The 26349-nt window shown below is 64.0% G+C and carries 33 protein-coding genes; 14 read left to right on the top strand and 19 right to left on the bottom strand.

Annotated features, from left to right (window positions below):
* Positions 1-2: 2 nt before the first annotated feature.
* From ACV7JP_RS15130 to gatB, 3 genes are all read right to left on the bottom strand, one after another.
* Complete coding sequence (locus tag ACV7JP_RS15130; protein ID WP_457796487.1) at positions 3-422, bottom strand: hypothetical protein; 420 nt, start codon at positions 420-422, stop codon at positions 3-5.
* Between the two features lie 229 nt (positions 423-651).
* Positions 652-975, bottom strand: a complete 324-nt coding sequence (locus tag ACV7JP_RS15125) for a hypothetical protein (protein ID WP_457796486.1) — start codon at positions 973-975, stop codon at positions 652-654.
* Between the two features lie 635 nt (positions 976-1610).
* On the bottom strand, positions 1611-3080 hold the full coding sequence (gene gatB / locus ACV7JP_RS15120) for an Asp-tRNA(Asn)/Glu-tRNA(Gln) amidotransferase subunit GatB (RefSeq protein WP_457796485.1): 1470 nt from the start codon (positions 3078-3080) through the stop codon (positions 1611-1613).
* Between the two features lie 88 nt (positions 3081-3168).
* Here gatB and ACV7JP_RS15115 point away from each other — a divergent pair, with 88 nt between their 5' ends.
* Complete coding sequence (locus ACV7JP_RS15115) at positions 3169-3474, top strand: PGPGW domain-containing protein (RefSeq protein WP_457796484.1); 306 nt, start codon at positions 3169-3171, stop codon at positions 3472-3474.
* Positions 3475-3484: 10 nt separating this feature from the next.
* On the opposite strand, the gene ACV7JP_RS15110 is transcribed toward ACV7JP_RS15115, so the two are convergent.
* The 5 genes from ACV7JP_RS15110 to gatC are packed head-to-tail and all read right to left on the bottom strand — an operon-like array spanning position 3485 to position 6491.
* The gene (locus tag ACV7JP_RS15110) at positions 3485-3904 is read right to left on the bottom strand and encodes a PIN domain-containing protein (protein ID WP_457796483.1); all 420 of its coding nucleotides are present in this window, start codon (positions 3902-3904) and stop codon (positions 3485-3487) included.
* A complete protein-coding gene (locus ACV7JP_RS15105; protein ID WP_457796482.1) occupies positions 3901-4284 on the bottom strand; it encodes a FitA-like ribbon-helix-helix domain-containing protein in 384 nt (127 codons plus the stop codon). The genes ACV7JP_RS15110 and ACV7JP_RS15105 overlap by 4 nt, the downstream gene beginning before the upstream one ends.
* 56 nt (positions 4285-4340) lie before the next feature.
* Positions 4341-4673: a chorismate mutase gene (locus tag ACV7JP_RS15100; protein WP_457796481.1), complete on the bottom strand. Its 333-nt coding sequence runs from the start codon at positions 4671-4673 to the stop codon at positions 4341-4343.
* A complete protein-coding gene (gene gatA / locus ACV7JP_RS15095; RefSeq protein WP_457796480.1) occupies positions 4673-6157 on the bottom strand; it encodes an Asp-tRNA(Asn)/Glu-tRNA(Gln) amidotransferase subunit GatA in 1485 nt (494 codons plus the stop codon). The genes ACV7JP_RS15100 and gatA overlap by 1 nt, the downstream gene beginning before the upstream one ends.
* Before the next feature lie 46 nt (positions 6158-6203).
* Entirely contained in the window at positions 6204-6491 is a 288-nt protein-coding gene (gene gatC, locus ACV7JP_RS15090; RefSeq protein ID WP_457796479.1) for an Asp-tRNA(Asn)/Glu-tRNA(Gln) amidotransferase subunit GatC, read from the bottom strand.
* 475 nt (positions 6492-6966) lie between these two features.
* Between gatC and ruvX the strand changes: the two genes are divergently transcribed.
* Both ruvX and ACV7JP_RS15080 read left to right on the top strand, forming a co-directional pair.
* Positions 6967-7440 carry a Holliday junction resolvase RuvX gene (gene ruvX / locus ACV7JP_RS15085; protein ID WP_457796478.1) on the top strand — a complete coding sequence of 158 codons (474 nt, stop codon included), beginning with the start codon at positions 6967-6969 and terminating at the stop codon, positions 7438-7440.
* A 289-nt stretch (positions 7441-7729) separates the two neighbouring features.
* Entirely contained in the window at positions 7730-7885 is a 156-nt protein-coding gene (locus ACV7JP_RS15080; RefSeq protein ID WP_457796477.1) for a hypothetical protein, read from the top strand.
* Positions 7886-7890: 5 nt separating this feature from the next.
* Here ACV7JP_RS15080 and dprA read toward each other — a convergent pair whose 3' ends face one another.
* A complete protein-coding gene (dprA, locus tag ACV7JP_RS15075) occupies positions 7891-9072 on the bottom strand; it encodes a DNA-processing protein DprA (protein WP_457799104.1) in 1182 nt (393 codons plus the stop codon).
* 154 nt (positions 9073-9226) lie between these two features.
* Here dprA and ACV7JP_RS15070 point away from each other — a divergent pair, with 154 nt between their 5' ends.
* Together ACV7JP_RS15070 and ACV7JP_RS15065 are read left to right on the top strand one after the other, a co-directional pair.
* Positions 9227-9565 carry a hypothetical protein gene (locus tag ACV7JP_RS15070; RefSeq protein ID WP_457796476.1) on the top strand — a complete coding sequence of 113 codons (339 nt, stop codon included), beginning with the start codon at positions 9227-9229 and terminating at the stop codon, positions 9563-9565.
* Between the two features lie 256 nt (positions 9566-9821).
* The gene (locus tag ACV7JP_RS15065) at positions 9822-9995 is read left to right on the top strand and encodes a YegP family protein (protein ID WP_457796475.1); all 174 of its coding nucleotides are present in this window, start codon (positions 9822-9824) and stop codon (positions 9993-9995) included.
* 119 nt (positions 9996-10114) lie between these two features.
* Here the strand turns inward: ACV7JP_RS15065 and ACV7JP_RS15060 are convergent, their stop codons facing one another.
* Positions 10115-11125: an IS1595 family transposase gene (locus ACV7JP_RS15060; protein WP_457796474.1), complete on the bottom strand. Its 1011-nt coding sequence runs from the start codon at positions 11123-11125 to the stop codon at positions 10115-10117.
* Between the two features lie 71 nt (positions 11126-11196).
* On the opposite strand from ACV7JP_RS15060, the gene ACV7JP_RS15055 reads away from it, so the two are divergent.
* Both ACV7JP_RS15055 and ACV7JP_RS15050 read left to right on the top strand, forming a co-directional pair.
* Positions 11197-11442 (top strand): DUF6471 domain-containing protein, encoded by a 246-nt coding sequence (locus ACV7JP_RS15055; RefSeq protein ID WP_457796473.1) that lies wholly within the window; start codon positions 11197-11199, stop codon positions 11440-11442.
* A gap of 537 nt (positions 11443-11979) precedes the next feature.
* The gene (locus ACV7JP_RS15050; RefSeq protein ID WP_457796472.1) at positions 11980-12492 is read left to right on the top strand and encodes an ImmA/IrrE family metallo-endopeptidase; all 513 of its coding nucleotides are present in this window, start codon (positions 11980-11982) and stop codon (positions 12490-12492) included.
* On the opposite strand, the gene ACV7JP_RS15045 is transcribed toward ACV7JP_RS15050, so the two are convergent.
* Positions 12474-12608, bottom strand: a complete 135-nt coding sequence (locus ACV7JP_RS15045) for a hypothetical protein (RefSeq protein ID WP_457796471.1) — start codon at positions 12606-12608, stop codon at positions 12474-12476. The genes ACV7JP_RS15050 and ACV7JP_RS15045 overlap by 19 nt on opposite strands.
* Positions 12605-13195, bottom strand: coding sequence for a glycerol-3-phosphate 1-O-acyltransferase PlsY (gene plsY / locus ACV7JP_RS15040; RefSeq protein ID WP_457799103.1), 591 nt, complete (start codon positions 13193-13195; stop codon positions 12605-12607). The genes ACV7JP_RS15045 and plsY overlap by 4 nt, the downstream gene beginning before the upstream one ends.
* A gap of 434 nt (positions 13196-13629) precedes the next feature.
* On the opposite strand from plsY, the gene ACV7JP_RS15035 reads away from it, so the two are divergent.
* The 3 genes from ACV7JP_RS15035 to ACV7JP_RS15025 are packed head-to-tail and all read left to right on the top strand — an operon-like array spanning position 13630 to position 16439.
* Positions 13630-14679, top strand: a complete 1050-nt coding sequence (locus ACV7JP_RS15035) for a YcjF family protein (protein ID WP_457796470.1) — start codon at positions 13630-13632, stop codon at positions 14677-14679.
* A gap of 1 nt (position 14680) precedes the next feature.
* A complete protein-coding gene (gene xth, locus ACV7JP_RS15030; protein ID WP_457796469.1) occupies positions 14681-15478 on the top strand; it encodes an exodeoxyribonuclease III in 798 nt (265 codons plus the stop codon).
* A 22-nt stretch (positions 15479-15500) separates the two neighbouring features.
* A complete protein-coding gene (locus tag ACV7JP_RS15025) occupies positions 15501-16439 on the top strand; it encodes a CBS domain-containing protein (protein ID WP_457796468.1) in 939 nt (312 codons plus the stop codon).
* On the opposite strand, the gene ACV7JP_RS15020 is transcribed toward ACV7JP_RS15025, so the two are convergent.
* A complete protein-coding gene (locus ACV7JP_RS15020) occupies positions 16430-16954 on the bottom strand; it encodes a hypothetical protein (RefSeq protein WP_457796467.1) in 525 nt (174 codons plus the stop codon). The two genes, ACV7JP_RS15025 and ACV7JP_RS15020, sit on opposite strands and share 10 nt — an antisense overlap.
* Before the next feature lie 402 nt (positions 16955-17356).
* Here ACV7JP_RS15020 and ACV7JP_RS15015 point away from each other — a divergent pair, with 402 nt between their 5' ends.
* Both ACV7JP_RS15015 and ACV7JP_RS15010 read left to right on the top strand, forming a co-directional pair.
* The gene (locus ACV7JP_RS15015) at positions 17357-17974 is read left to right on the top strand and encodes a hypothetical protein (RefSeq protein ID WP_457796466.1); all 618 of its coding nucleotides are present in this window, start codon (positions 17357-17359) and stop codon (positions 17972-17974) included.
* 150 nt (positions 17975-18124) lie between these two features.
* Entirely contained in the window at positions 18125-18721 is a 597-nt protein-coding gene (locus ACV7JP_RS15010; RefSeq protein ID WP_457796465.1) for a superoxide dismutase, read from the top strand.
* A gap of 64 nt (positions 18722-18785) precedes the next feature.
* Here ACV7JP_RS15010 and ACV7JP_RS15005 read toward each other — a convergent pair whose 3' ends face one another.
* The 3 genes from ACV7JP_RS15005 to ACV7JP_RS14995 all read right to left on the bottom strand — a co-directional run bounded on the left by ACV7JP_RS15005 (position 18786) and on the right by ACV7JP_RS14995 (position 21157).
* On the bottom strand, positions 18786-19007 hold the full coding sequence (locus ACV7JP_RS15005; protein ID WP_457796464.1) for a hypothetical protein: 222 nt from the start codon (positions 19005-19007) through the stop codon (positions 18786-18788).
* A 212-nt stretch (positions 19008-19219) separates the two neighbouring features.
* Positions 19220-19759 carry an SRPBCC family protein gene (locus ACV7JP_RS15000; RefSeq protein ID WP_457796463.1) on the bottom strand — a complete coding sequence of 180 codons (540 nt, stop codon included), beginning with the start codon at positions 19757-19759 and terminating at the stop codon, positions 19220-19222.
* A gap of 195 nt (positions 19760-19954) precedes the next feature.
* The gene (locus tag ACV7JP_RS14995) at positions 19955-21157 is read right to left on the bottom strand and encodes a pyridoxal phosphate-dependent aminotransferase (protein ID WP_457796462.1); all 1203 of its coding nucleotides are present in this window, start codon (positions 21155-21157) and stop codon (positions 19955-19957) included.
* 161 nt (positions 21158-21318) lie between these two features.
* Here ACV7JP_RS14995 and ACV7JP_RS14990 point away from each other — a divergent pair, with 161 nt between their 5' ends.
* Positions 21319-22572: a glycosyltransferase family 87 protein gene (locus ACV7JP_RS14990; RefSeq protein ID WP_457796461.1), complete on the top strand. Its 1254-nt coding sequence runs from the start codon at positions 21319-21321 to the stop codon at positions 22570-22572.
* Positions 22573-22779: 207 nt separating this feature from the next.
* Positions 22780-23010 carry a hypothetical protein gene (locus ACV7JP_RS14985; protein ID WP_457796460.1) on the top strand — a complete coding sequence of 77 codons (231 nt, stop codon included), beginning with the start codon at positions 22780-22782 and terminating at the stop codon, positions 23008-23010.
* Between the two features lie 183 nt (positions 23011-23193).
* Here the strand turns inward: ACV7JP_RS14985 and ACV7JP_RS14980 are convergent, their stop codons facing one another.
* The 3 genes from ACV7JP_RS14980 to ACV7JP_RS14970 form a co-directional block, all read right to left on the bottom strand.
* The gene (locus ACV7JP_RS14980) at positions 23194-23802 is read right to left on the bottom strand and encodes a copper chaperone PCu(A)C (RefSeq protein WP_457796459.1); all 609 of its coding nucleotides are present in this window, start codon (positions 23800-23802) and stop codon (positions 23194-23196) included.
* Between the two features lie 72 nt (positions 23803-23874).
* A complete protein-coding gene (locus tag ACV7JP_RS14975) occupies positions 23875-25731 on the bottom strand; it encodes a CopD family protein (protein WP_457796458.1) in 1857 nt (618 codons plus the stop codon).
* A 200-nt stretch (positions 25732-25931) separates the two neighbouring features.
* Positions 25932-26318, bottom strand: a complete 387-nt coding sequence (locus tag ACV7JP_RS14970; RefSeq protein ID WP_457796457.1) for a copper resistance CopC family protein — start codon at positions 26316-26318, stop codon at positions 25932-25934.
* Between the last annotated feature and the right edge of the window lie 31 nt (positions 26319-26349).

Genomic DNA, 26349 nt, shown 5'->3' with positions numbered 1-26349 from the left:
CGTTATAGACATATGGCGCGCCCGTTGCGCTCGCGCAGGAAAGAGAAGATGGCCGCCGCGGGCAAAGCCTCGTCGTCATTCGCCGCAATCGCAGCCGCCTGCTTCGCTGGAGCCTGCGGCGTCGCGGCCGCGCCGCTTCCGGCGCCGCAGACGCCAGCCCCCACGGCGCGCGAAACGGCGGCGCGGAACGCGAAGGCGCAAACGAACGGCGCATTCCAAAGGCCGGCCGGCAAACCGGCGTCGGGCGCGTCGCCCGCCGCGAAGCCGAAAGCGGGCGCGCCGCCATCCCGTCCGCCGGCTCCGCAAGCCGCGCCCAGAGCGGCGCCCGTCGCTCCGCCGGCCCAAACAAAGCTCGCGCCGCTGCCGCCGGTCGATACGTCGTCGCCGCCGCCGACGCTGCCGCGCGCGTCGCGGGAGCGCATGCGGGCCTGCGCCGAAGAGTGGGAAAACAAGAAGCGCGCCGCCAATGCCGGCATACCGATGTGGCGAGATTTCGCGACCGGCTGCCTCACGCGTTCATAGGGATCGACGACCCGGAAAAATATTTCGCCCGAGGCGCGCGGTCGAAGCGCGATCCCGGGCGATGCTTCTCGCGCGAAAGCGCGTTCACGACGCGCGATCCGGGGATCGCGCATGGCGAAAACGCCTTGATCAGGCGCCCTCGGTCGGCGTTTCCGGCGGGGCCACCTTCACCTTGCGCGGCGCGCGCTTCTTGGCCGGCGCCTTCTTCACGGCCTTCTTCGTCGCGCGCTTCTTCGTGGCCGCCTTCTTCGTCGCGCCACGCTTCTTGGTCGCTACCTTGCGGACAGCCTTGCGAGCGGTCTTCTTGGCGGCGGCTTTGCGCACGCCTTTCTTGGCGGCCGTTTTCTTCGTTGCGCGCTTCTTCGTCGCCGCCTTCTTGGTAGCGGTCTTACGCGTACCCTTTTTCGCCGCCGCCTTCTTGGCCGGCTTACGCTTCGTTGTAGCTCTCGCCATAATAAGTCCCCTTGATCCGAATTGCCGGAACTATGGTCGACCGACAATACGCGCAAATAGCGTAACGTGGTTAATCAGCGGTTCAAGTGGCGACGCGCGTGAAGTAACCGCGTCAACGCTTCGCGCATGCTCTCAAAGCATCGTGGACAACGAAGAAGAGCGCGACGAATGTCCTGTCTCGGCGTCGCGCGAATGCTTTCGCGGAGCGGTCGCCGCGTGAGATTTCCGTTCGCCGATCGCATGCGCGCATATGCGTAAAACCGCCGCGCGCAAAGCGGGGCAAACAGGGCGGACGATACACGCGCCGCATTTCAATTGTTTGTTTTTCTTTATGATCGCATTCCGCGCGCCTCCCGTTCCAAAAGCCGCGCACAAGTCGCGGGCGCGCGGGCGCTTCGCGGATCAATTCGCGTCGTCGACGATTTCGCTTACGATCAGGAGAAGAAAACTCGCGCGTTCCAACGGCGCTCGAAGACGAGGATGGAGGATGCGCCTCCGCCAGAACGGCGTCCCACAAAAAAATTGTGCGCAGCGTCCCGAAAAGCAAAAAAAATATCGGCCGCGTCGCGCGCGAAACAAAAAATCGCACAGGACCGCGGCCGACTCTGATTCGTTTTCGTGAATTCGGACGCCGGTCAGACGCCCAATTTCTGCTTCAGCAATTCGTTCACCGCCTGAGGATTCGCCTTGCCGCCGGTCTGCTTCATGACCTGTCCGACGAACCATCCGAGCATGGTCGGCTTCGCCTTCGCCTGCTCCGCCTTGTCGGGATTGGCGGCGATGACGGCGTCGATGGCGGCTTCGATCGCGCCCGTATCCGTCACCTGCTTCATGCCGCGCTTCTCGACGATCTCCTTGGGATCGCCGCCCTCGGTCCAGACGATCTCGAAGAGGTCCTTGGCGATCTTGCCCGAGATGACGTTGGTGGAGATGAGGTCGACGATCGCGCCGAGCGCCCGCGCCGACACGGGCGAGCGCGTGACGTCGAGGCCTTCCTTGTTGAGGCGGCCGAACAGCTCGTTGATCACCCAGTTGGCGACGGCCTTGGCGTCGCGGCCCTTCGCCGCTTCCTCGAAGAAGTCGGCGCTCGCGCGCTCCATCACGAGCACGCCGGCGTCATAGGGCGGCAGGCCGTATTCGTCGATGAAGCGCTGACGCTTGGCGTCCGGCAGCTCGGGCAATTCCGCTTTCAGCGCATCGACATAAGCAGCGTCGAACTCGAGCGGCAGCAGGTCCGGATCGGGAAAATAGCGATAATCATGCGCTTCTTCCTTGGAGCGCATCGAGCGCGTCTCGCCCTTGCCGGGATCGAAGAGCCGCGTCTCCTGATCGATCTTGCCGCCGTCCTCGAGAATGCCGATCTGGCGGCGCGCCTCAACCTCGATCGCCTGGCCGATGAAGCGGATCGAGTTGACGTTCTTGATCTCGCAGCGCGTGCCGAGCGGCTCGCCCGGCCGGCGCACCGAGACGTTGACGTCGGCGCGCAGCGAGCCCTGCTCCATATTGCCGTCGCAGGAGCCGATATAGCGCAAGAGCGCGCGCAGCTTCGTCACATAGGCGCGCGCCTCCTCGGCCGAGCGCATGTCGGGCTTGGAGACGATCTCCATCAGCGCGACGCCGCTGCGGTTGAGGTCGACATGGCTTTCGCCGGGCGAGAGATCGTGCAGCGACTTGCCGGCGTCCTGCTCCAGATGCAGGCGCTCGACGCCCACCGTGATGCGCTCGGTCGGCGACACGTCGACGATGACCTGGCCCTCGCCGACGATCGGGTGCTTGTACTGGGAGATCTGATAGCCCTGCGGCAGGTCCGGGTAGAAGTAGTTCTTGCGGTCGAAGATGGAGCGCTGATTGATCTGCGCCTCGAGGCCGAGCCCGGTGCGGATCGCCTGCTTGACGCACTCCTCGTTGATGACGGGCAGCATGCCGGGCATGGCGGCGTCGACCAGAGAGACGTGATCATTGGGCGCGCCGCCATACTCGGCGGAGGCGCCGGAGAAGAGCTTGGCGTTCGACGTCACCTGGGCATGAATTTCCATGCCGATGACGACTTCCCAATCGCCGGTCGCGCCTTTTATGAGCTTGGATGGAGCCGCCTGTGTCGCCATATTTTCCTCGCTGAACCTACGCCTTCCATATAGACCACGCTGCGCGCAAGCGGAACGGGGCGACGCCGAGCGACGGAGATCGAGTGCGATGGAAGAGAAAAACGACGTCAGGAGCCGTATCACCCGCCTCGTCGAGCGCATGCGCGGCGCGCCCTCTTACGTCGCTGTTCCCACCGGACTCGGCTTTGTCCTCGGGGGCACGATCCTCGCCCCGCTCCCGGTTTTCGGCGTCTGGATGGTGCCGCTCGGCCTCGCGATCCTCGCGCCGCACTGGCCGGGCGCCGAGCGGCTGTCGCGGCGCCTGCATTGGCAGCATCTGAAATTTCTGCGCTGGTCGATCCGCCACGGCTTCGTGCGCGTGAAGCGGGTCGAGCGGAAGGGGGACGAGCGCTGAAGGGGCGCGATCAGTCGGAAAAGGGATCAACGAGGGGAACGCCGAGGTCCTGAAAGTGCTTCGTGTTGCCGGTAGCCAATGTCATGGAATGCGCAGCGGCGATCGATGCGATGACGCCATCCATGACAGGGAGGGGCTCGCCAGCAACTTTGCGAATGGCGCGCAAGCGGGCGAAATGCCGCGCCGACATTTGATCGAAGGACAGAATGCGGCCGGCAAATTTCTCCATTTCGATCAATTCGCACGCGCGCAGCAACGCGTCCCGCTTTCTGCCCGAGGGCAGGATTTCCGCACCGTACCAAAGTTCCGCGAGAACCGGCGCGCAAAGATACAGGTCGGATTTGAGCTTGGAGCTCAACCAGGAGCGGACGGCTGAATTCCCGTCGGGCTTCATGGCTTGAGAAATGACATTCGTGTCGAGAAGGATCACTCGAAATCCGGCCCCGGCCGCTCGGTATTGTCGCGAGGCTGTATGAAGTCGTCCGTCCAAAGTTCCGGCGGCACGAGCATTCCCAGCTCTTCGCCCAATCCATACTCTGAAGACCGGGGTCCAGCCAAAGCTCGTTTCAGCAGCGCCTCTATCTCCCGCGATAGGCTGCGCTTGTTCGCGCGGGCGCGCTCTTCGATCTGCCGTTTTAGATCATCTGGGATATCTCGGACCAGTATATCAGACATGCGCACACTCCAGTTGATATCAATGATATCACGCGCATCGATCGAAGCAATGACATTAGGCGAAGGCGCTGCGGGCAGGCGTTCCTGAAATATAATTGGAGAACTGAAGGGCGTCGATGACGCGGCGAAGCGCACGAATGCGCTTCTCTTCAACAACGGCGCCGACCAAATTGCGGCGCTTCAACACTCCCTCACTCCCCCTTCGGCGCCCGATCTCCCATCAGGCGTTCCTCATATTGGATCGACCATTCGACGATGGCCGTCCACAAATTCATCGCGACCTCGACGGAGAGCCCCTCGCGGCGCGCGGCGCCCAGCACGCGGGCGAGCACTTCGTCGACGCGATCGGGCACGCGCGCGGGAATGCCGAGCGCCGGCTTCACATTCGCCGCGCGCTCGATCTGGCGCTGGCGCCTGGCGAGCAGCGCGACAAGCTCGTCGTCGAGTTCGTCGATGACGCGGCGCACGTCGGACATTTCGTCCTGCATCGCCTTGAGGTCGGGCTTGGCTGCGGCCTTGCTCATCAGCGCCACCACGCTTCCGGGAAATCGAATTTCGGCGCCGCCCGCTCGATCGCGGCGGCGAGCGAGAACAGCGTCTCTTCGTCGAAGGGACGGCCAATGAGCTGCAGGCCGAGCGGCAAGCCGTTGGCGGCGAGGCCGCCCGGAACCGATACGCCCGGCAGGCCGGCCATGTTCACCGTCACCGTGAAGACGTCGTTGAGATACATCTCGACGGGATCGGTTGACCCCTGCTCGCCCTGCGCAAAGGCGGTCGAGGGCGTCGCGGGCGTCAGCACCGCGTCGACGCCGGCCGCGAAAGCCTGATCGAAATCGCGCTTGATGAGGCTGCGCACCTTCTGCGCGCGCACGTAATAGGCGTCGTAATAGCCGGCCGAGAGGACGTAAGTGCCGATCATGACGCGGCGGCGCACTTCGGCGCCGAAGCCCTTGGCGCGCGTCTTCTCATACATGTCGATAATGTCGCGGCCCGGCTCGCGCAGGCCGTAGCGCACGCCGTCATAGCGCGCGAGATTCGACGAAGCCTCCGCCGGCGCGATGATGTAATAGGTCGGCAGGGCGTATTTGGTGTGCGGCAGGGAAATCTCGACGATCTCCGCGCCGGCGTCCTTCAGCCATTGCGCGCCCTGATCCCAAAGCGCGGCGATTTCCGCCGACAGGCCGTCGAGACGATATTCCTTCGGCACGCCGATGCGACGGCCTTTCACCGAGGCGCCGACGGCCTTCTCATAATCCGGAACGGGCGCGTCGACGCTCGTCGTGTCCTTCGGATCATGCCCCGCCATGGAGCGCAGCATGATCGCGGCGTCGCGCACGGTGCGCGCGATCGGCCCCGCCTGATCGAGCGAGGACGCGAAGGCGACGATGCCCCAGCGCGAGCAGCGGCCGTAAGTCGGCTTGACGCCCACCGTGCCCGTGAACGCGGCCGGCTGGCGGATCGAGCCGCCCGTATCGGTCGCCGTGGCGCCGAGGCAGAGATGCGCGGCGACCGCCGCCGAGGAGCCGCCCGACGAACCGCCGGGAACGATCCTGGCGTCCGGATCGCCCTTGCGCTTCCAGGGCGAAACCACGGGGCCGAAGGCGCTCGTCTCATTCGACGAGCCCATGGCGAATTCGTCCAGATTGAGCTTGCCGAGCGTCACCGCGCCGTCGCGGATGAGATTGCCAGACACGGTCGATTCATAAGTGGGCGTGAAGTCGTCCAGTATCCGGCTCGCCGCCGTCGTGCGCACGCCCTTGGTGCAGTAAAGATCCTTGACGCCGAGCGGCAGGCCCTCAAGCGGACCGTCCTGTCCGCTCGCGAGCTTCGCGTCGCTCGCCTCGGCCTGCGCGAGCGCCAGTTCCGGCGTCTCCGTAATGAAGCAGTTGAGGAGGCGCGCGTCCTCCATCGCGGCGATATGCGCCTTGGTCAGTTCGACGGCCGAGATTTTCTTCGACTTCAGCGCGTCGCGCGCCTCGGCAAGGGAGAGATGCGTCAGATCGGACATCGAGTCTCTTTATATATCGGAAGCGGGACGGCGTGTCGCGGCGAGCCTACTCGATCACCTTGGGCACGACGAAGTAATGGTCTTCCTTGACCGGCGCGTTGGCGAGCACGTCGTCGGCGACGCCGCCGTCCGTCACCACGTCGGCGCGCTTCTTCATCTGCATGGGCAGCACGGAGGCGATGGGCTCGACTCCTTCGACATCGACCTCGGACAGCGTCTCCACGAAGGAGAGAATGGCGTTGAGCTCGCCGCGCAGACGCTCGACCTCGTTCTCATCGACGGCGATGCGCGCGAGATGGGCGATGCGGCGAACCACCGCGGAATCGACAGACATTGGGAAGCTCCGCCGGATGAACCTGCCACGGCGCTATAGCGCCTGGGGGGACCGGGCGCAATGCAGCGGGCCTAGAGAGGCGCAGATTGAGGCCGCAGGGCGACCGGGTGAAAGATCATCTTGGACGGCAGGCGCCCGATACGTCCCGCGAAGGGGAGGGATTCGCTCACGCCGGCGTTCACCTGATCGAGTCCAGGGCGACCGGGTGAAGGTTTCCTCATCCCGAGGAGCGAGCGAAGCTCGCGTCTCGAAGGACGAGGAAACCTTCATTTTTCGTAATCCGGAGCTCGCTCTCATGCTTCGAGACGGCTCCTGCGCATGCTTCGAGACGCCGCCTTCGGCGGCTCCTCATGCTTCGAGACGGCTCCTGCGGAGCCTCCTCAGCATGAGGGCGAGGATTGTCGTCCTTCACCTGATCGCCCTGTCGAGTCCCGGGATATGTTTGTCGTCGCGGCGAGTCATGCTAGCGCGGAGCATGACCGCCAACGCCTCGACGCTTGAAGAAATCGCTCGGACCCTCCCCCCGAGGGGCCGACTCATGGGCCTCGATCTCGGCACGAAGACCATCGGCCTCGCTTTGTCCGACGTCGAGCGGCGCCTCGCCTCGCCGCTCGATACGATCAGGCGCGTCAAATTCTCGACCGACGCCGGGGCGCTCCTCAAGCGCGCCGCCGATTTCGAGGTTCAGGCGCTTGTCTTCGGTCTCCCGCTCAATATGGACGGGACCGAGGGGCCGCGCGCGCAGGCGACGCGCGCCTTCATGCGCAATCTGCGCAAGCTCACGCCCCTGCCCTTCGCCTTCTGGGACGAGCGCCTCTCCACGGCGGCCGTCACCCGCGAGCTCATCGCGCAGGACGCCTCGCGCGCGAAGCGGGCGGAGGTCGTCGACCGCATGGCGGCGGCCTATATACTTCAGGGCGCGCTCGACCGTCTTTCGCGCCTCGTGTGACGATTAATCACGTAAGTTGGTTCCAGCAAAGAAAAAATCAGAAGTGTCGCCAGTCGTTTCCTATGTATACAACCGCAGCGTGCAAAATCTAACTTGACATCCCTTGGCTGAGCATTAAGAAAATGACACGTTAAGGTCGTGTTTTAACCTCTTTTTGCAGAGGCTCCGCGACACGGAGGCTGAACTTATGGGTCGCTCCACCATGTCTTCGTCGATACTGTCGAAAGCGGCGTCAAAAAACGCGGAGGCCGCCAAAGACAAGCGCCGCTCGGACGAGGACGCGGCCGCCATGGCGAGTTATATCGCTGATATGGCTTCGGAACTCTCCCTGCTCGCCGGGCGGGCGGAAATGCCCATGGTCGCCTATTTCCTGAGTCTGGCCCGCGTCGAGGCGGAGATGCGCTCCCGGGAGCTTGGCGGCGTCGAGATCAAGCGCGACGAGTAGAGCGCCTACTCCCGGTTGCAAATCAAGGACACGGAATTGACGCCGTGCCGCGCCAGGCGGCCGTCGAGATCGAGCTCCACGAGAACGCCCTGAACCTCCCGCGCGGTCAGGCCGGCGACTCTGATCAGCTCGTCCACCGCCACGGGCGCCGGCCCCAGCAAGGAAATCACGAGCTCCCTCGCGTCCGCTTGCAAGGGCGCGGGCGCGATCATGGGCGCGGGCTCGCGCGGCGGCGGCTCGGGAAACGCCGCGAGACGCGGCGCGCTTTCCTCGAAGGCGAAAGCGTCCCGCGCCGGGAAAAAATCCAGCTCGTCGAAGAGCGGCTCCTCATCATGCGCGCGGTCCGCCTCGTCGAACAGCGCGCCCGGGGGCCTGGGCCCGCCCGCGGCGAGCGCGTCGATCACGTCCTCCGGCCGGGCGCAGAGCGTCGCGCCCTGGCGCAGCAGGTCGTTCGTTCCCTCGGCGCGCGGATCGAGCGGCGAGCCCGGCACGGCGAAGACCTCCCGGCCCTGCTCATTGGCGAATCGCGCCGTGATCAACGAACCCGAGCGCCGCGCCGCCTCGACCACGACGGTCGCCCGGCTGACGCCGGAGATGATGCGGTTCCGGCGGGGAAAGTCGCGTCCCCGCGGCTCCCATTCGAGCGGCATTTCCGAGACGAGCAGCCCCTGCTCCGCAATCTCGGCGACGAGCCGTTCATGCTCGGCCGGATAAGGCCGCGCCTGCCCGCCCGCGAGCACGGCGATGGTGCCTGTTTCGAGCGTCGCCCGATGCGCGCTGGCGTCGACGCCGCGCGCGAGGCCAGACACGACGACGTAATCCGCGCGCGCGAGACCGCGCGCCAGTCGTTCCGCGAAAGCGAGGCCGACGGCCGAGGCGTTGCGCGACCCGACAAGCGCGACGCCGTCGCGCCGCGCCGTCCGCGCGACGCCGCGGACGGAAAGAACCGGCGGCGCATCGGGGATTTCCCGCAAGAGCGGCGGATAGTCCGGATCGCCGGTCGCGACGAAGCGGACGCCCATCGCCGAGGCGCGGTCGATCTCGCGGAGGATTTCGTCGCGCGGGGCGAGGCGGATCGCGCGGCCGCGCAGAGCCTTGGCCGCGAGCTCCGGAAGCGCCTCCAGCGCGGCGCGCGCGCCGCCGTAACGATTGACGAGCTCCCGGAAGGTGCGCGGCCCCGGTATTATGGCGCAAACGCCACAAGCATTCCAGGCGGCCTAGCCCTACCTTGTTGGCATGGAACCGAACCACCCCACGCTCTCCGCTCTGCGGACCCTTCACGCCGATCTAGCCGGCCAGCTCCAAGTCAATGAAGAGCAAGCCGACAAGCTCAGAGAGAACATGAAGCATGTCGAGGCGGTGATAAAGCTCATTGCCCCAGACTACAGCTTGCGGCCGATCGCCGTCCGGCGTCGCAAGCCCAATCCCTACTTCAAGCGCGGGACGATCTTCCGCAGCGTCCTGGAGCTTCTCAGGACGGCTACAGACCCCATGACGGCCTCTGAGATCACCTCCCGCCTTCTGACCGCCAAAGGCGCGCCAGCGGGCGACAGGGAGGTTTTCAGGAACCTGTTCGGGGGCGTCCAATCGTCGCTGCGGAACAATGACGGCGTGACCGTGCGGGCGGTTGGCGAGGGGCGGCCAGCGAGGTGGATAATCCACAAATCGGTTATAGACTAAATCTATAGCCCTATCCGAATCGGCAAAATTGGAGTATGGAGCGAACGCAACCTGTAACTCCCAGTATCAGGTTGCTACTTGGAATGGATACCTTCGCTTTGATTTCACCCTGATATCTAGCCCAGGTAAGGGACTTTAGTCGTTCGCGCGCATCCGCTGGCGATGACGCGACGATTTCAATCCCCCATTCCGAGCCTTCGTGGCGATACTCGAAAAGGTATCGCTTGAACTCAACTCCCATAGGGATATGCCCATCATGTTCTACTACGTCTACGTCGACGCAGCGTTCCAGTGGCGTTGGACTCTTTACGCCGCCAATCACAAGAAGATCGCCAACTCAGGTGAAGGCTACGTTAACAAAGCCGACTGCCTGCATGCGATTGCCCTTGTGAAGAGCTCGGCGTCAGCTCCGATCCATTATCAGAGCTAACCCGCCTATATATGCGTCGATGACTTGGCCCCGCCTTAACCGGCGGGGCTTTTTTTGTACCCTCTCTTCTGGCACTTAAATCTGGCGCAGTCAATAGATATAAACATGTACTTATATGATTATTTTGCTGCGTGACGCTGCCAGTAACCGGTGAAATCGACCGACGCCTTACGCTTCATCGCAAGGCCAGCAATGCGCTGGAATTGATCGCCGTTCGACATACGGCGATGATCCTCGCGCCAAGAGGCTTCCTGAGCGTAGCGCAGGAGGTATTGGCCTGCGACGGAATGATAGATGCCGATCTCAGCGCGACGCAGGCGCGAGAAGTAGGACTCCGCGTCGTTCGTGCAGGCACCGTCCGCGCTGTAGCTCTCTTGGTGATTGATGCGCTTCATTTCGAAATGAGCGTGAAGCGCGTCCCAAGAAGCCGCTTCGTCCGCATGAACGACTGAGCCCTTGGCAACGCGGTTGCGAACGAAGTTGAGCGCAGCGCCTTCCGTGCGGAAGACAGCCGGAACCGAACGGCCGTCGCGAGCACGGACGATGACAACGCACTGGCGCTTGCCATTCTGGTTGATCGCAAGGCGACGGTCGCGACGGTTTTCCTTGTTGTTGGCGGGCTTGATGTAGCCGCCGAAATAGCCGCCGTCGATTTCAACCTCTTCTCCGTCGCCGCCGACAACGCGGCCCTTCATCTCTTCGGCCATGGCCTCGCGGAGCTTATGCAGCAACACGAAAGCGGCCTTGTAGGACGTGCCCAGCTCGCGAGACATGGCGAGAGCGTTCTTGCCCTTCACTTCGTTGCAGTAGAGGGCGATCGCGGCGAGATAAACGCGCAGCGGGAGCTTGTGAGACGCAAAGAGCGTCCCGCTCGTAACAGAGAAGTCCTTCTGGCAGGCGCGGCAACGGAAGCGCGGAGCGCCGTTGGGACGGCGGCAGTCGTAGGCTTCAACGCCCCCACAATGCGGGCAAACCGGCTTGCCGTTGGTCTCAGGCCAACGGACCTTGCAGAAAGTGGCCTCCGCGTCCGCGTCCGACATGCGGAAGATCGCCCCAAGAGAGAGGGTCTTAGCGGCGCGGGAGAGGAGGAAATGCTGTGCCATGTATCCATATCCGATGATGTTGTGCATCGGATGTAGCGGTATACGTAATCACATGCAACGGCTAATATCATCGAATCTGGTGATACTCGGAGTCTAGCATGGCCGCGAAGGCTGATCCCGCAACGCAAGCATATGAAGCGAAAGCCAAAAACCTCCTGAAAGGCGAGTTGAAGCGCCGAGGCGTGACATATGCCCAGCTGGCGGAAAAGCTGGCAGAGATCGGCGTGAAGGAGACAGATCGGAATCTGAATAACAAAATCAGCCGTGGCGGTTTTACAACGGCATTCTTTTTGCAATGCCTAGAAGTCATTGGCTGCAAGACAATTTACCTATCTGATGAATAGCGTATTTTTCTGTTGAGTTTCAAAAAAGCTGGAACGATCATGCGCGCCGGTGAACCTGATTCTTTCGTTTAAGCGTTTGTGTATTCTGGGGCGTGCGTAAGTGTCGAAAATTCCAGTAGATGCGTGCTTAAAGCTTATCGAATCTGTCTCGGCGGCTTGTAAGACGGCACCCCCTGTGCCGCCGGCGCCGGCGGACCCGCCCGCAGCAGCGTCGCCAAATTGGGACGCAATGGCTAACTCCTTCGCGGCGCTTTCGGCTGCGTTCTCTTGGGGTTCGCTATTGCTCGCGGCTTTCGCGTTATTATCTGCAATAGCATGGGGTTACATTGTAACCAAGCAGGCAGAGGCGGAGGCTCGTGCAATATCAAAGGCTTGCGCGCACGACTCCGCGCAGAAAATAGCTGACGAAAAGATTTCCGCGTGGCTTCGCGATGAAGCTCCGGCAATCATCAGGAAGCATGTAGATAATCTCCAAAATGCCTCGCTTGGAGATGACGGAGACGGAGAGGCGGCAGACGAGATGGGGGAGGCGGCGGGATGACTGATCCATTGATACTGGTCGAGCAGCACCTCGCCTGCGGTATCCCTGTTCCGATTTTTGAAATCCTCGGTCACATCGGCCTTGGGCCGGAATATCGTATGCTGGACGACAATATTTCTGGCTGGATCGAGCGAAGGAACGGCGGCAGCGGATACTGGGTCGTAATCAATGCCGACCATCCGCGCGTGCGACAGCGCTTCACCGCCGCCCATGAATTAGGCCACTATATCTATCATCGTGATTTGTTGGCCAGCGGCGTTGGGGATACGCGAGCGTATAGGTCGGTTGGGACTCCGCTGCCAAACGCAGCGATAACGCAGCAACATGAGCGTCAGGCAAACAGCTTCGCCGCAAACACTCTCATGCCTCAGAACGAAGTCCTGCGCTTGCGCAGGACTGGTGTCACTGACCCGCGCGAATTGGCGCGGCGGTTTGATGTGTCGGAGGACGCGATGCGTATCCGGCTCGGCTTGCCGAGACAAAGCGCAGCTCAAACCTTCAATTTCTGAGCCTGTGGCGTTTGCGCCATAATACCGCGCGGCCCGATATTCTCGCTGCGGATCAGGCGCAGCCAATCGACGAGCTGCTCGTCGGAAAGACGCGCGCCCGACCCCGCGCCGCTCATGCCTTTTGCCCGATGCGGCTTTCGGTTCCCGCGCGCAGGCGCGCAATGTTCTCGGCGTGCTTGCGCCACAGCAGCGCCGCCATGGCGCCGACGACGAAGGCCTCGCCGCCATGGCCGAGCGCGAAAAGCAGCGCCGGCGACGCGGCGCTCGCGACAAGCGCGGAGAGCGACGAGTAGCGGGTGACGGCGGCGACCGTGAGCCATATGCCGCAAAAGGCGAGACCCACCGGCCAATGCAGGGCGAAGAGGCAGCCGAGGAAGGTGGCGACGCCCTTGCCGCCTTTGAACTTCAGCCAGACCGGCGCGATATGGCCGGCAAAGGCCGCGAAGCCGGCGATCATCCCGCCCTCGGGGGAGAGCGCCGCGCCGACGAGAACGGCGATCGACCCTTTGAGCGCGTCAAGCAGGAGCGTCGCCGCCGCAAGGTCCTTTCGTCCCGTGCGCAGCACATTGGTCGCGCCGATATTGCCCGAGCCGATGGCGCGCAGATCGATCGTGCCGGCGCCGCGCGTCAGCAGCAGTCCGAAGGGGATCGAGCCGAGGAGATAGCCGATGATGAGCGCGAGCGCGTCGGGCAGGAAGGACATTGGAAACGCGACACCCATTCTGAGAATGCGCCGGCGAAGATGCGGCGAATGCTAACGGAGGCTTGGCCGAGCCGCAACCAAGGGCGCTCAAAAAGCGTCCTCCCGGTTTCTCCCGGCATGGAAAAGACGTAGCAATGTCGCGCGCGCCTCGTCTACCGGGAAGGGGCTCGTCGGGCGGCGTTCGGAGCCGGCGACGCCGAGCCCGGGCCTTACGCCGTCTCTTCTTCGGCCTTGCGCGCAGAAGCCGTATTGAACCCGAACGTGTATTTTTTTGAGTCGCTCGACAAGGCGAGCAAGGACCTCGGACCCGGCGGATGCGCCGAAGGAAGGCGGATCGCGACCGAAAAACGACTTCAAGGCGGATCGCCTCATCATGACGCTCCCGTTTTCGCGCCGAAAGCGCTAAAGGGAGGGGCAGAAACCGGGAAGCACCAATGAGCAATTCCGAGCGCAGACCGCGCCCGCGCGCCTTCCGCCTCAATGGCGATGAAACCGTGACGTCGAAGCCCGCGCCGGAGGTCGAGCCGGAGATCGATATCTTCGCGGAAGCCGCCGAGCTCGTCGACGGCGCGCAGGGCGGCGAAGAGGCGGCGGAGGCCGCGCGCGCCAAGGGAATTCTCGACCGTTACGTCTTCTCCTCCGGCGGCGTGTTTCTTTCGGCCCTCACCGGCCTGATCACGCTCGCCCTCGGCGTTTGGGTCTGGAACTTCGTCGAGGATCTTTTCACCCGCTCTCCCATTCTCGGCGCCGTCGGGCTGGCGCTCGCGGCGGCCGCCGGCCTCGCGGCGCTGCTGTTCGTCGCGCGCGAAATCCGCTCCATCATGCTTCAGAACCGCATCGCGAAGCTTCACGCCGCCCTCGCCGAGGCGCGCACGGCCGATGACGGCGCCGCCGCCAAGACGCGCGTGCTCGAGCTCTGCAAGATCTACGAAGGACGCGCCGATCTCGCCCGGCCGCGCGCGCGCATCGCGGATTACGCCAAGCAGATCATGGACGGCAGAGATCTCATCGACCTCGCCGAGCGCAGCCTCGTCGCGCCGCTGGACGAACAGGCGCGGCGCGAAATCGCGGGCGCGGCCAAGCGCGTCTCCGTCGTCACGGCGGTGAGCCCGCGCGCGATCCTCGACGTCATCTTCGTCGCCGGCCAGGCCATCGTGCTGATGCGCCGCATTTCGGAAATTTATGGCGGCCGGCCGGGCCTGCTCGGCTTCTTCAAGCTCGCGCGCTCCGTCGGCGCGCATCTCGCCATCACGGGCACGGTCGCCGTCGGCGACACGCTGCTTCAGCAGGTGCTGGGCCACGGCGTCGCCGCGCGCATTTCGGCGAAGCTCGGCGAAGGCGTCCTCAACGGCCTGCTCACCGCGCGCGTCGGACTTTCCGCCATGGCGGTGTGCCGCCCCACCCCCTTCGTCACCGAGAGACAGCCCGGCGTGAAGGACGTCGCGCCTTTCCTCTTCGGCGGCGACAAGACCAAGGCAAACTGATTTGAAGATCGCGACCTGGAACATCAATTCGGTGCGTCTGCGCATGCCGCTCGTGGCGCATTTTCTCAAAACCAAGGCGCCGGACGTTCTCTGCCTGCAGGAAACGAAATGCCGAGACGCCGAATTCCCCATGAAGGATTTCACGGCGCTCGGCTACAAGCATATCGAGATCAACGGACAGAAAGGCTATCACGGCGTCGCGATCGTCTCGCGGAAGCCGCTGCGCCTCGTCGAGAAACGCGACTTCTGCGAAAAGGGCGACGCGCGCCACATCGCGGTCGAGATCGAGGATAAAGGCGGCCCGATCACGCTGCATAATTTCTACGTGCCCGCGGGCGGCGACGAGCCCGATGTCGAGATCAATCCCAAATTCGCGCATAAGCTCAGCTTTCTCGACGAGATGAAGGCATGGGGCGAGAATGGCGCGTCGAAGGGGCGCGTCGCGATGGTGGGCGATCTCAACATCGCGCCGCTCGAACACGACGTCTGGAGCCACAAGCAGCTCCTGAAGGTGGTGAGCCATACGCCAGTCGAGGTGGAAAAGCTCGCCGGCGTCTTTCAAGCCGGCAAATGGATCGACGCCATGCGCCATTTCGTGCCGGCGGACGAGAAGCTCTATACGTGGTGGAGCTATCGCGCCGCCGATTGGGCTGCGTCGAATCGGGGTCGGCGCCTCGATCACGTCCTCGTCAGCGAGGCGCTCGGCGGCGCGCTGACGAAGCTCGACGTGGTCACCGAGGCGCGCGGCTGGGAGCGGCCCTCGGATCACGTTCCGGTGACGATCGAATTGACGGAGTGATTTCGCAGCGACAGGAGACGATATGATCGCTCGCGAATTGATGACGCGGCATTTCCCTTACGTAATGGAGGATGCGGATCTCGATTACGTCGCCAAGCTGCTTTCCGAGTGCGACATCGGGATCGTGCCGGTCGTCGACGAGCAGCTTGCGCCCGTCGGCATCGTGACGCGAAGCAATCTCGAACGCGCGCGCGCGCCGATCCGGGCGGATCTCGGCGACGTTCCGCCTTTTCTTTTGCGCAAGGGGACGCGGCCGCCCTTTCGCCCGGGTCTGCACGGGCTGCGCGACGTGATGACGACTCCCGCAATCTCGGTCTCCTCCGGCGCGGCGCTGTCCGACATCGCAAAGGTGATGGAAAGCCACCATCTCAAACGCGCGCCGGTCGTCGACGGACACAAGCTCGTCGGCTTCGTGCTGCGCAAGGAAGTGATGCAGGCGATCGCGGCCGGCGGCGCGGCGGCGCCGGATCGCAAGCCGACTTTGCTTTCCATCGGCGCGCGCGAGCCGGATTACTGCGACATTGCGACGGCCGCGGAGTTTCGGGCGCTCGTCGCCGCGCATGACCGCCAGCTCGAGGCCGAGCGCGTCGAGCGGCGCCGCGCCATGGTGGAGATGCGCGAGCAAAGGATTCGGGAACTCGCCGCCCAGCGCCTCACCGACGGCCAATGGCGCGAAATGCTCGCCAATGCGCGCCGGGCCGCCGCGTCAGGCGTCACCGAACATATGCTGATCCGCTTCCCCTCGCAGCTTTGCACGGATGGCGGCCGCGCCATCAACGCGCCGGATCCGCATTGGCCCCAAACGCTGCGCGGCGAGCCCGCGGACGTCTTCCGGCGCTGGCGCAATGAGCTTCATCCGCGCGGCTTCAAGATCGCGGCGCAGATCGTCGATTTTCCAGAAGGGCTTCCAGGCGACGCCGCGCTGCTTCTCTTTTGGGGAGGAAGCGTGAATCAGCGCTGACGCGACTCGGCCTCCGCGCGCAGCGCGGCGAGCGAGGGGTAACGCTGCGTTCCGGCGGAGCTGCGCACCTCCACCGATCCATCCGACATCATGACATAGGTCGCGTCGCCGGCCGTATATTGGTCGACCTCGGTCGGGACCTCGGCGAGCGGCTCTCCCCCGAGGATCGCCGTGAAATCGAGGCGCTCCGCGGCCTGGTCGGGCTTCGGGGAATTATCGGGCTTCGCAAGCGGGATTTCGGGCCTGGGCGCCGCCGGCGCGGCGGCCGGCAAGGACTTCGCCCCGGCTTCAGCGGCGATGGTCGTCCCGGGGGCGATCCGCGCCAGGTGGGCGACGACGCGGCCGAGCGCCGTCGTCACAGCGCCGCCCGACAGGAAAACCGAACCCGCGATGAAGAGACTCCAGCCGCGCTCGAGCAGGATCATGTCCCAGCCCGTCCACATGGCGTAGACGCCGGCGGCGGCGAGCGACAGACCCAGCGCCGTCAGGCCCAAACTCGTAAAGCTGCGTTTCATCCGGCTCCCGTCTCTATCGAGGCCCCCTTTTAGCATATTGCGCGCGTTGCGGCGCAAGCGCGCGCCGACGGCCCTGCGAGCGCGGCGGATCTATACTATCAATACTTCCATCTTCCCCCACCGCGCGCGCAGCGGAGACGAGACAGTTTTTCTACTAATATGGTCATTGATACATACTCATTCAACATGTAGGCATGCAAAGCCCAGAAGGGCATCCGCCTGCAACAGGCAAAATCAAATAATTTCAGCATATTGTATGATTTCATCGTGCTGCGTCTCGATGACGCATAGTAAAATATCCTTCCAACACAAAGCTCTTGTCAATCGGCCGATAGAGCGGCGGGCGACGGCGAGCGCCGTCGGACATGCGGCCCGATGTCATATCCTTGTGAGGAGACGAGCATGAGGGGTTTGTTCAAGCGCGGCGTCTTCGCCGCGGCGTTGGGTCTGGTCGCGATTTTGGGCCTTGCGCCATCGGGCGCATGGGCGCATGGCGGCGTCAAGCTCGAGCAGGACGAATGCGTGCTGCGCATCGGCCAGAGCACAATGCATTTCATCGGCTATCAGCGCAGCGGGGAAGAGCAGGAGTTCTGCGAGGACATCGCCCGGACGGGGCCGACCGTCATCGCGCTGGAGGCCGTCTCCGACGACGTCCGCGACATGGCGATCGGCATCCGCATCATCAAGGATGTGGGCGGCGAGGCCAATGAGAAAGGCGATCTGACGGCGGCGACCGTCTTCAAGCTGGAGCCGAAAGTCTATCGCAACGGCATCATGACCTTCGAGCACGACTTCAAGGACGCCGGCCATTATGTCGGAATCGTCACGGTGCGAGACGATGTCGGCAATGAATGGGTGTCGCGCTTCCCCTTCACGGTGGGGCTCTACACCTTCTGGGGGATGATCGAATACATCCTCTATGGCGTGGGCTTCTTCTCGCTCATCGGCGTCATGTGGCTGGCTTTGCGGGCGAAGTCCAATAAGAGCAAAGCCGATCAGGCGGCCGCGCCCGCGGCCTGATCTCCGGATGGCGAACGGCCCGGCGACGCCGGGCCGCTTTTTTATTCCGCCGAACTCGATTTAGAATTATTCTTAGTTATTGCCGCGTCGCGGCGCGGGGTCTAGTTAAACGCGGGACCCCGGAGTCCCGACCTGTTCAGGAGAGCATTTATGTCCTTCACGCTTGAAGACCTCCCCTACGCTTACGACGCCTTGCAGCCCTATCTGTCGCGCGAGTCCTTCGAATACCATCATGACAAGCATCACGCGACCTATGTCACGAACGCCAATAATCTCATCAAGGGCACGGAGTTCGAAGGCAAGCCGATCGAGGAGGTGATCGTCGGCTCCTTCGGCAAGAACGCGCCGATCTTCAACAATGTCGCGCAGCACTACAACCACCACCATTATTGGAAGTGGATGAAGCCCAATGGCGGCGGCGCGATCCCCGCCAAGATCGAGAAGCTCCTCGTCGACTCTTTCGGCTCGGTCGACAAGTTCAAGGAAGACTTCCAGAAGGAAGGCCTCGCGCAGTTCGGCTCGGGCTGGGTGTGGCTGGAGCTCAAGGACGGCAAGGCCGCCATCCGCAAGACGCCGAACGCGGAGAATCCGCTGGTGCACGGCGCTCAGCCGCTGCTCGTCGCCGATGTGTGGGAGCACTCCTATTACATCGACTACCGCAACCGCCGCGCCGACTATCTCAAGACCTTCCTCGAGCATCTCGCGAACTGGGAGCATGTCGAGGAAATGTTCGACGCCGCCAAGTAATCCGACGCCTCTCAGAACAATCGCGCGCGGCAAGCTTCCCTTGCCGCGCGCCTATCCCTTCAGATCAGTAGCAGACCGTGCGGCGCACGCGGCCGCGCCAAACCGTGCGGCAGACCCGCGCCGGCGCCGCCACCGGCCGGCGCACCACGGCGCCGCCGCGATAACCAACGCATCCGGCGCGATAGACGCCGCGAGCGCAGACGACGGCGTTCGCCTCTTGCGGCTCGAAGGTCATCGTCGCGGCGAAGGTCATGAGCCCAAGCCCGGCCATCAGCAAATATCTCATCGCGATCGCTCCCTTGTCGTCCGGATCGAGCCGAACCCGTCCAATATGAGAACCGCGCCCGGCGGCGGCAATCGTCGCAGCGACACGCCGACCCACTCGTCTGCGGCCGTCATTGCGAGGAGGCAAAGCCGACGAAGCAATCCAGGGGCGGCGGTAACGGCTCCGGATTGCTTCGCTGCGCTCGCAATGACGGTAGCGGGTTGCGGCGTCGGTTAGGCGCCAGGCGCCGCCTCGACGACGGATTTGAGATTGGCGAGTCCCTGCTCGAACTGCCCGCCGACCATCTTGTCCATGTTCATGAAGGCGTGCATCGCCTTGCCCATGAATTCGTTGCGGCCGGACATGGTCCAGACGACTTCCGTCCTGGCCTCGCCGGTCGGCTTCAGGTCGAACTGCACGTCGTTGACCGCCTGCATCGGCTTGAAGAACTCGATCTTGATGCGGATACGCTCGTTCTGGCTGCTTTCCTTGATCGTCATCTTGCCGGCGCCGACCTTGTTGTTGCCGGACCATTCCAGGCTCGACCCCGCGCCGAGCGGAGAGCCGTCATAGCTCGTCTTCTGCTCCGGATCGAGCTTGGCCCAGGGCGACCATTTCTCCCAATTATGGAAGTCGTTGATCTCCGGATAAATGCGCTCCGGCGGCGCCTCGACGACGGCCGAGCGGGCGATTTTGAAGGTATTCGGCTGCAAGGAAATATAGGCGATAAGCCCGCTTACGGCCGCGAGCACGATCAAAAGAAAAAGCGTCATGACGGCGTTCCTCCAGCGCGCGCGGCCGGCGCCGGCGCTTTTCGCCCATTCTAAAGCGCGGGGCGGAGCAGCGTAAAGTTGCGGTGGAGACGCGCGCGTTCTCCGCCGTCATTGCGAGCCGAAGGCGAAACAATCCAAGGCGGCAATTGCGGCTCTGGATTGCTTCGCCGGCTTCGCCTCCTCGCAATGACGGCGTTATGTCAGGCTCGCGCAGAAGGACTGGATCTTCGCGCAGGCCGACTCCAGCGTCAGCGCCGAGGCCGCATAGGAGATGCGGAAATTCGGGCCCGTGCCGAAGGCCGAGCCCTGCACCACGGCGACGCCCTCCGCCTCCAGCAGCCCGGTGACGAAATCCTCGTCGGTCTCGATCACCTTGCCCGCGGGCGTCTTGCGGCCGATCGCCTCGGCGCAGGAGGGGAAGACGTAGAAGGCGCCCTCCGGGGTCGGGCATCGCAGATATTTCGCCTGGTTGAGCATCGACACGACGAGGTCGCGGCGCTCCTGAAAGGCCTTGCGGAAGGTCGCGAGATGTTCCTGCGGCCCCTCCAACGCCTCGACCGCCGCCCATTGCGCGATGGAGCAGGCGCCCGAGGTCTGCTGGCCCTGCAAAAGATCCATGGCCTTGATGAGCTGGCTCGGCCCGGCGGCGTAGCCGATGCGCCAGCCGGTCATCGCATAGGCCTTGGAGACGCCGTTCATCGTCAGCGTGCGGTCGATCAGCTCCGGCTCGACCTGCGCCGGCGTCACGAATTTAAAGTCGCCATAGACGAGATGCTCGTAAATGTCGTCGGTGAGCACATGCACTTGCGGATGGCGGACGAGCACGTCCGTCACCTTTTTCATCTCGTCATGGCTGTAGGCGGCGCCCGAAGGGTTCGAGGGCGAGTTCAGCACCAGCCATTTGGTCTTGGGCGTGATCGCGGCCTCGAGCGCCTCCGGCTGAAGCTTGAAGCCGTCCTCCATCCTTGTGTCGACGAAGACCGTCTTGCCGCCGCAGATCGCGACCATCTCGGGATAGCTGACCCAGTACGGCGCGGTGACGATGACCTCGTCGCCTTGATTGATGGTCGCCAGAAAGGCGTTGAACAGGATGTGCTTGCCGCCGGTCGCGACGATCGTGTCCGAGGCCTTGTAGTCGAGCCCGTTCTCGCGCTTGAACTTGCGGGCGACGGCCTCGCGCAGCTGCGGGATGCCGAGCACGGGCGTGTAGCGGGTCTCGCCGCGGTCGATCGCCGCCTTGGCGGCGGCGCGGATATGCTCCGGCGTATCGAAGTCCGGCTCGCCGACCGAGAGGCTGATCACCTCCCGGCCCTGCGCTTTCAGATCGCGCGCCTTCTGCGTCACGGCGATCGTGGCGGAAGGCTTTACGCGCGAGAGAGCGTGGGCGAGGAAGGTCATTGCCGTCATTGTCCGGTAGGGGAAGTGTGCGTCGCACCATAATTTGCGGCGCGGCGACCGGCAACGAAAATCCGCAGGCCAAGCTCCCCGCGCCGATTCCGCGCCCATTAACCTGGGGCGGGTATCGTCTCTCCCTCTGGCGACGGCGAACGGGAGGAACGATGCTGGCGACGATCAGAAGCGGCGACTGGATGACGCCCGCGCGTCTGCGCGTCTATCCGCTCATCCTGCTCGCCTTCTTCTCGCTCGCCGCCATCGGCGCGGTCGCGACCTCGCAGGACCGCATGGGACCGAATGATCTGCCGCTCGGCTCCGACTTCAGTCAGGTATGGGTCGCGGGCAAGGAAGTCCTCGCCGGACATCCGGAAGCGCCTTTCGACATCCTGCGCCACGCCGAGGCGCAGCGCGCCGAGTTCGGCCCCCGGACGGGCGTCTTCGGCTGGCACTACCCGCCCTATCTTCTGGCGCCGGCGGCGCTGCTCGCGCGGCTGCCCTATCTGCCCGCGCTGGCGCTATGGCAATTCGGGACGCTGGCGCTCTACGTCCTTTCCATCCTCGCGATCCTGCGCCGGTCAAGCCTTGGACGACGGGACATGCTGGTCGCGGCGCTCGCCTTTCCGGCGGTCATCGTGAATCTCGGCCACGGTCAGAACGGCTTCTTCACCGCCGCGCTACTCGGCGGCGGCTTCATCCTGCTGGATCGGCGGCCCTTGATCGCCGGCGCGCTCTTCGCGCTGCTCGCCTATAAGCCGCAATTCACGCTCGCGCTTCCCCTTGCCTTGCTGATGGGCCGTCACTGGCGGGCGCTGGCGGGCGCCGCCGCGACCTTCCTGACCATGACCGCCGCAAGCGTCCTGGCCTTCGGGATCGAGAGCTGGCGCGCCTTTTTCCAAAGCCTCGGCTTCACGCGCCGCATCGTCGAAGAGGGCGCGACAGGGTTTGAGAAAATCCAGAGCGTCTTCGCCGCCGTGCGGCTCCTGGGCGGCGACGCGTCCATCGCCTGGTTCTGCCAGGGGCTGTCGACCGTCATCGCGCTCGCGGCGCTCGTCTGGCTGCTGCGCTCCGCCGCCGACGCGCGGGTGAAGGCGGCGGCGACAATCGGCGCCATGCTTCTGTCGACGCCCTATTCGCTCGACTACGACATGATGGCGCTCGCGCCAGCGATGGCGCTGCTCCTCTCGCATGGACTTGAGAAAGGCTTCCTGCCCTATGAGAAAACGGCGCTGGGCTTCGCCTATGCCGCCCCGCTGATCGCCCGGCCGGCCGCAATGGCGCTGCATCTGCCAATCGGCGTCCTCGCCATCGCCGTCTTCTATGCGGCGGCTGTCCGGCATGCGCTAGAAAAACAAGAGAAGTTCGAAACTTGGCGGCGATTTGGCGGCCGCGGCCGGGTCGCGGAGCCCCCGAGTTTCTGACATCCGATTTGCCGACCATTAACCCCGATGCGGAAACATCTTAAAATTTTATGAATATTTCGAAGCGGGGATGCAACTTTTCGCGCTCATCGTCGTTTCTACTCCGAGCTCACGAGCGCGGAGACGCAAGGAGATCACCCCGGGCGGCAGAGGGAGAGGCCGCTTCAGGGGCAAAGCAAGGGCGAAGACCCGAGAGGAACAGGAACGATGTCGCTCGTTGATAAATTCGACGATCAGATTGAGCCGGCCTTCACGCGCAGCTTCGATCGCGAGTCGGCTCGCCGTCAATTTCGCGTTTCTATTTTGCTGGTAGCGGCCATGGCGTCCGCCGCGTTCGTTCTCGGCTTCGCGCTGCCGATCAATTCGGCTCAGAACGCTTCGGCTCCGTTTACCGACAATATGGAATTCTCGGGCCGCTTGGTCAGCGTCGACCGCTGACAAGCCGAACCCAAAAGAGCGACGCGCGCCTTGCGGCGCGCGTTTGCTTTTGGGCGCGTGGGCGAACGGCAATCATGAATGGTTGGCGCCTCCCCTTTTCGGCGGGTAAAGACCGCCGGGCGGGGTTCGCGCCGACACGATAAGGGTCGGGCTTAAGCCCGCCCGACCCTATCGCGGCGCGAACTAATGCGCGCCTTCCGGCTTCTTTTCCTCGTGATGGTGGTGGTCGTGCCCGGCATGGCCCTCATGGCCTGCGTCCTTGGGGCCGGAAGCATCCTTGTTGTGCGCTTTTTCCCAGCGTTCCATCGCCTCGGCGTCATGGGCGTGAGTGGCGTCGGGCGCGTCGATCGCCGCGTCGATCACGACTTCGCCGGCCTTCTCGAAAACGAGCGTCATTTCGAGACCCCAGCCGACCTCCAGATGCTTCTTGGCGCCGATCAGCGTGACATACACGCCGCCCGGCGCGGCCGTGACCTTGCTCTTCGGCGGAATGACGATCGGCGTCTCCAGCTCGAGATTCTTGGGGTCGCCATGGATCGCGGTCTTCTCGAACTTCTCGACCTTGACGGCGACGAGCTTGTCCGGCGTGTCGCCGCTATTGTGCAGGAAGGCGTAGAAGGACGCATTCTTCTGGCCGTCCGCTGGGGCGCGCAGCCAGGGATGCTCGACCTTCAGCTTGCCGACGTCATATTCATGCGCCTTGGCGGCGCGAAGGGGAACGAAAACGCCTGTGAGCGCGCCCGCCAGCAAGGAGCCGCCGGTCGCCAGAAGATCACGCCGCTTGATGATCATATTTCTCTCCCTAATGCGGCCGGCTTGTCCGCCGGCACGAAAAAGACCGCCCCCATGCATGTTGCCCGCGCCTCAATGCGAGTGCAGGTTGATCTCCACGAGCGGCTCCTGCGCCAGCACGGCCGCCTGAGCCGCGAACTGCGCGGCGGCGCCGTCCTCCGCGCCGAACTGCTTGAAGCGGGCGCGCACATAGCCGGAACGGTCCACGAGGAAATGCGCCTGCTCGATCTCGCTCGTGTAAGGGACGTTGGGATGGCGGTTGATGATCGAATAGGCCTTCTCGACGGCGGCCGGATGCAGCGCCTCCCTGCCCTTCGCCTCCGCCGGACAATCGCCGCTAAACACCGTGACGTGATTGACGCCGGCCGATCTCGCCGTATCGGCGGCCTTCAACAGGCTCGCATCAAGTTCCTTCTTCTCGTCGCCCGTCGCCGCGCAGCGCGCGAAAGACAAGAGCGTCGGCTTGCCGCGCAGCTTGAAGAAGGTCGTGATCTCCTCCTTCGAATCGATCAGCGCGAAATCCGGCGCGATGAGCCACTGGATCATCGCCTGGGGACCGATGAAGCGCGAGCGGTTGGTGCTCGACAGGATCAGCAGATAGTTGATCATGTCCCAGCGGTCGTCGACGTCGAGCACATGGGCGAAGCTCGGCATGACGCCGCTCTGGCCGCCAAATGTCAGCCAATGGAAGATGTCGCCGATCGTATGCGTGCCGACATGCGGCGCCGTGAGATCGGCGGGCTCGATCTTCAGCCCCTGAGCGTTTTTCAGATCCTTGCCCATGGGACCGTTGCCCTCGCCCATCGGTCCGTGACAGCCGACGCAATTCTCCTGGAACGCCGTCATGCCGCGCGTGATCGATTCCGCGGTGAAATCCTGAGTCGGGTCGTTATAGGTGTCGGTATAGGCCTCGGTCGAGAAGGAGACCGCCAGGCAGAACAACGCCCCGATCGTCGCCGCGGGCGTCGCATAGAGCCGCTTCTCGCGCGTCGCCGGCGTCCACCAGACCAGCGCCGCGACGATGGCGAGGACGCCGGAAGCGATGGCCCACCACCAGATCGGCGACGGGAAGACCGGCTTCTGGCCCCAGGTCGCGATATAAGAGAGGCGGAAGGGCAGCGGCCAATAGATATCCGTCTCATGCGAGGCGGGCGTGATCACGGCGATATAGCCGGCGACTCCCAGGAGCCCGAGACCGAAGACCGCCTCGAGGGCGCCGACCTTGCCGACCCAATCCACATTGAACGGGCCGCCGGCCGGACGCGCATGCATGTAGCGCACGATGGCGAGCGCGCAGAGCAGCACGGCGCACAGCATGGCGAGCTTGAGCGTCAGCAGCCGCCCATAGGGCGTCGCGAGCATGTTCGGAACGCTGCCGACATTCTCGTAAGCCATGGCGACGCCGGTCACCGCGACGAGGCCGATGGCGACCTTCGCCACCATGGACCAGCGTTCGGCGAGCTGCGCCGCGACTTCCGGCGGCTTGCTCCGCGCGGTGAACATCCACCAGACGAGCCCGAGCAGGCCGCCGAGCCAGACCAGGCCCGCCGCCGTATGCAGAAGGAAGCTGAGCTGCGTCCAGAGCGGCAGGCCGTCGTCGATCGCGTGGCCGGTCACCGACACGACGGCAAGGACGGCGACGCCGGCAAGGAGCGTCGCTTTGTCAAGCAGGTCGGACGGGACATATAAGCGCGCGACGGCCAGCCCGGCGAAGGCGAAGGCGAGAAGCTGCGTCGCAAGCCAGGCCTTGCCGACGCTCGTGCCGAAGGTGAACTCCGCCAGCAGGCTCAAATCCAGCGGACGCTCGGCGGGAATGATGTTGCGCGCAATGAGATAAAGCAGCGGAAAGCCGAGCAGCGCCCGGAGAACCGCCGCCGCGGCAACCGGAATCTTGAAGCGCCCGGAATTCTCGCCGATGAGCCGCGGCATGAGGAGCAATCCGACCGCGAGCGCCGACGGCAGACTTTCAAGGAAGCGTATGAATGCGAGAGAAAGATACATCGTCGATTCTCGCCTTTTGCCGTTCCGCTCTTTTCGATGGAGAAAGCCGCGCCGGACGGCGCGGGGCCGGAAACCGCCGGCCTGTCGCGCCGGCGCTCCCTTCTGTCCTCAGCCGGTCCCGCCGCGCCTTATTTCGGGTCGACCGTAAATTCGTAATTGCCCTCGACGATATGGCCGTCCGTCGAGAGGACGCGATAGCGGACGACATATTTGCCCGGCGCGAGCTCGGGCGACTCCATCGACAGTTCCCGCGGCTTGTCGGGCGCGCCGATCGAGCCTTCGCCGAGAACCTTGCCGCCGGCGTCCTCCACCGTGATCTTCGAATATTTCGGCTCCACCCCGCCGCCGAAACGCAGTTTCACCGTCTTTGGCGAAGATGCGACGTGGTCCTTCGACGAGGGCGTCGCCTCGACGAGGAAGGAATGCGCGAAAGCCGGCGTCGCCGCGCAAGCCGCGATCGCGCCCGCACAGGCGAGGCCGAGAATGCGGCGCGAAGAAATGATCAGTCCCTTCATGGCGTTTCCCCTGAGGCGCAAACTGGCCCCT

The organism is Methylocystis sp. S23 (genome assembly GCF_054106005.1).
Note: the sequence above shows the minus strand (reverse complement) of the source record. Positions and strands in the feature narration are given on the sequence as shown.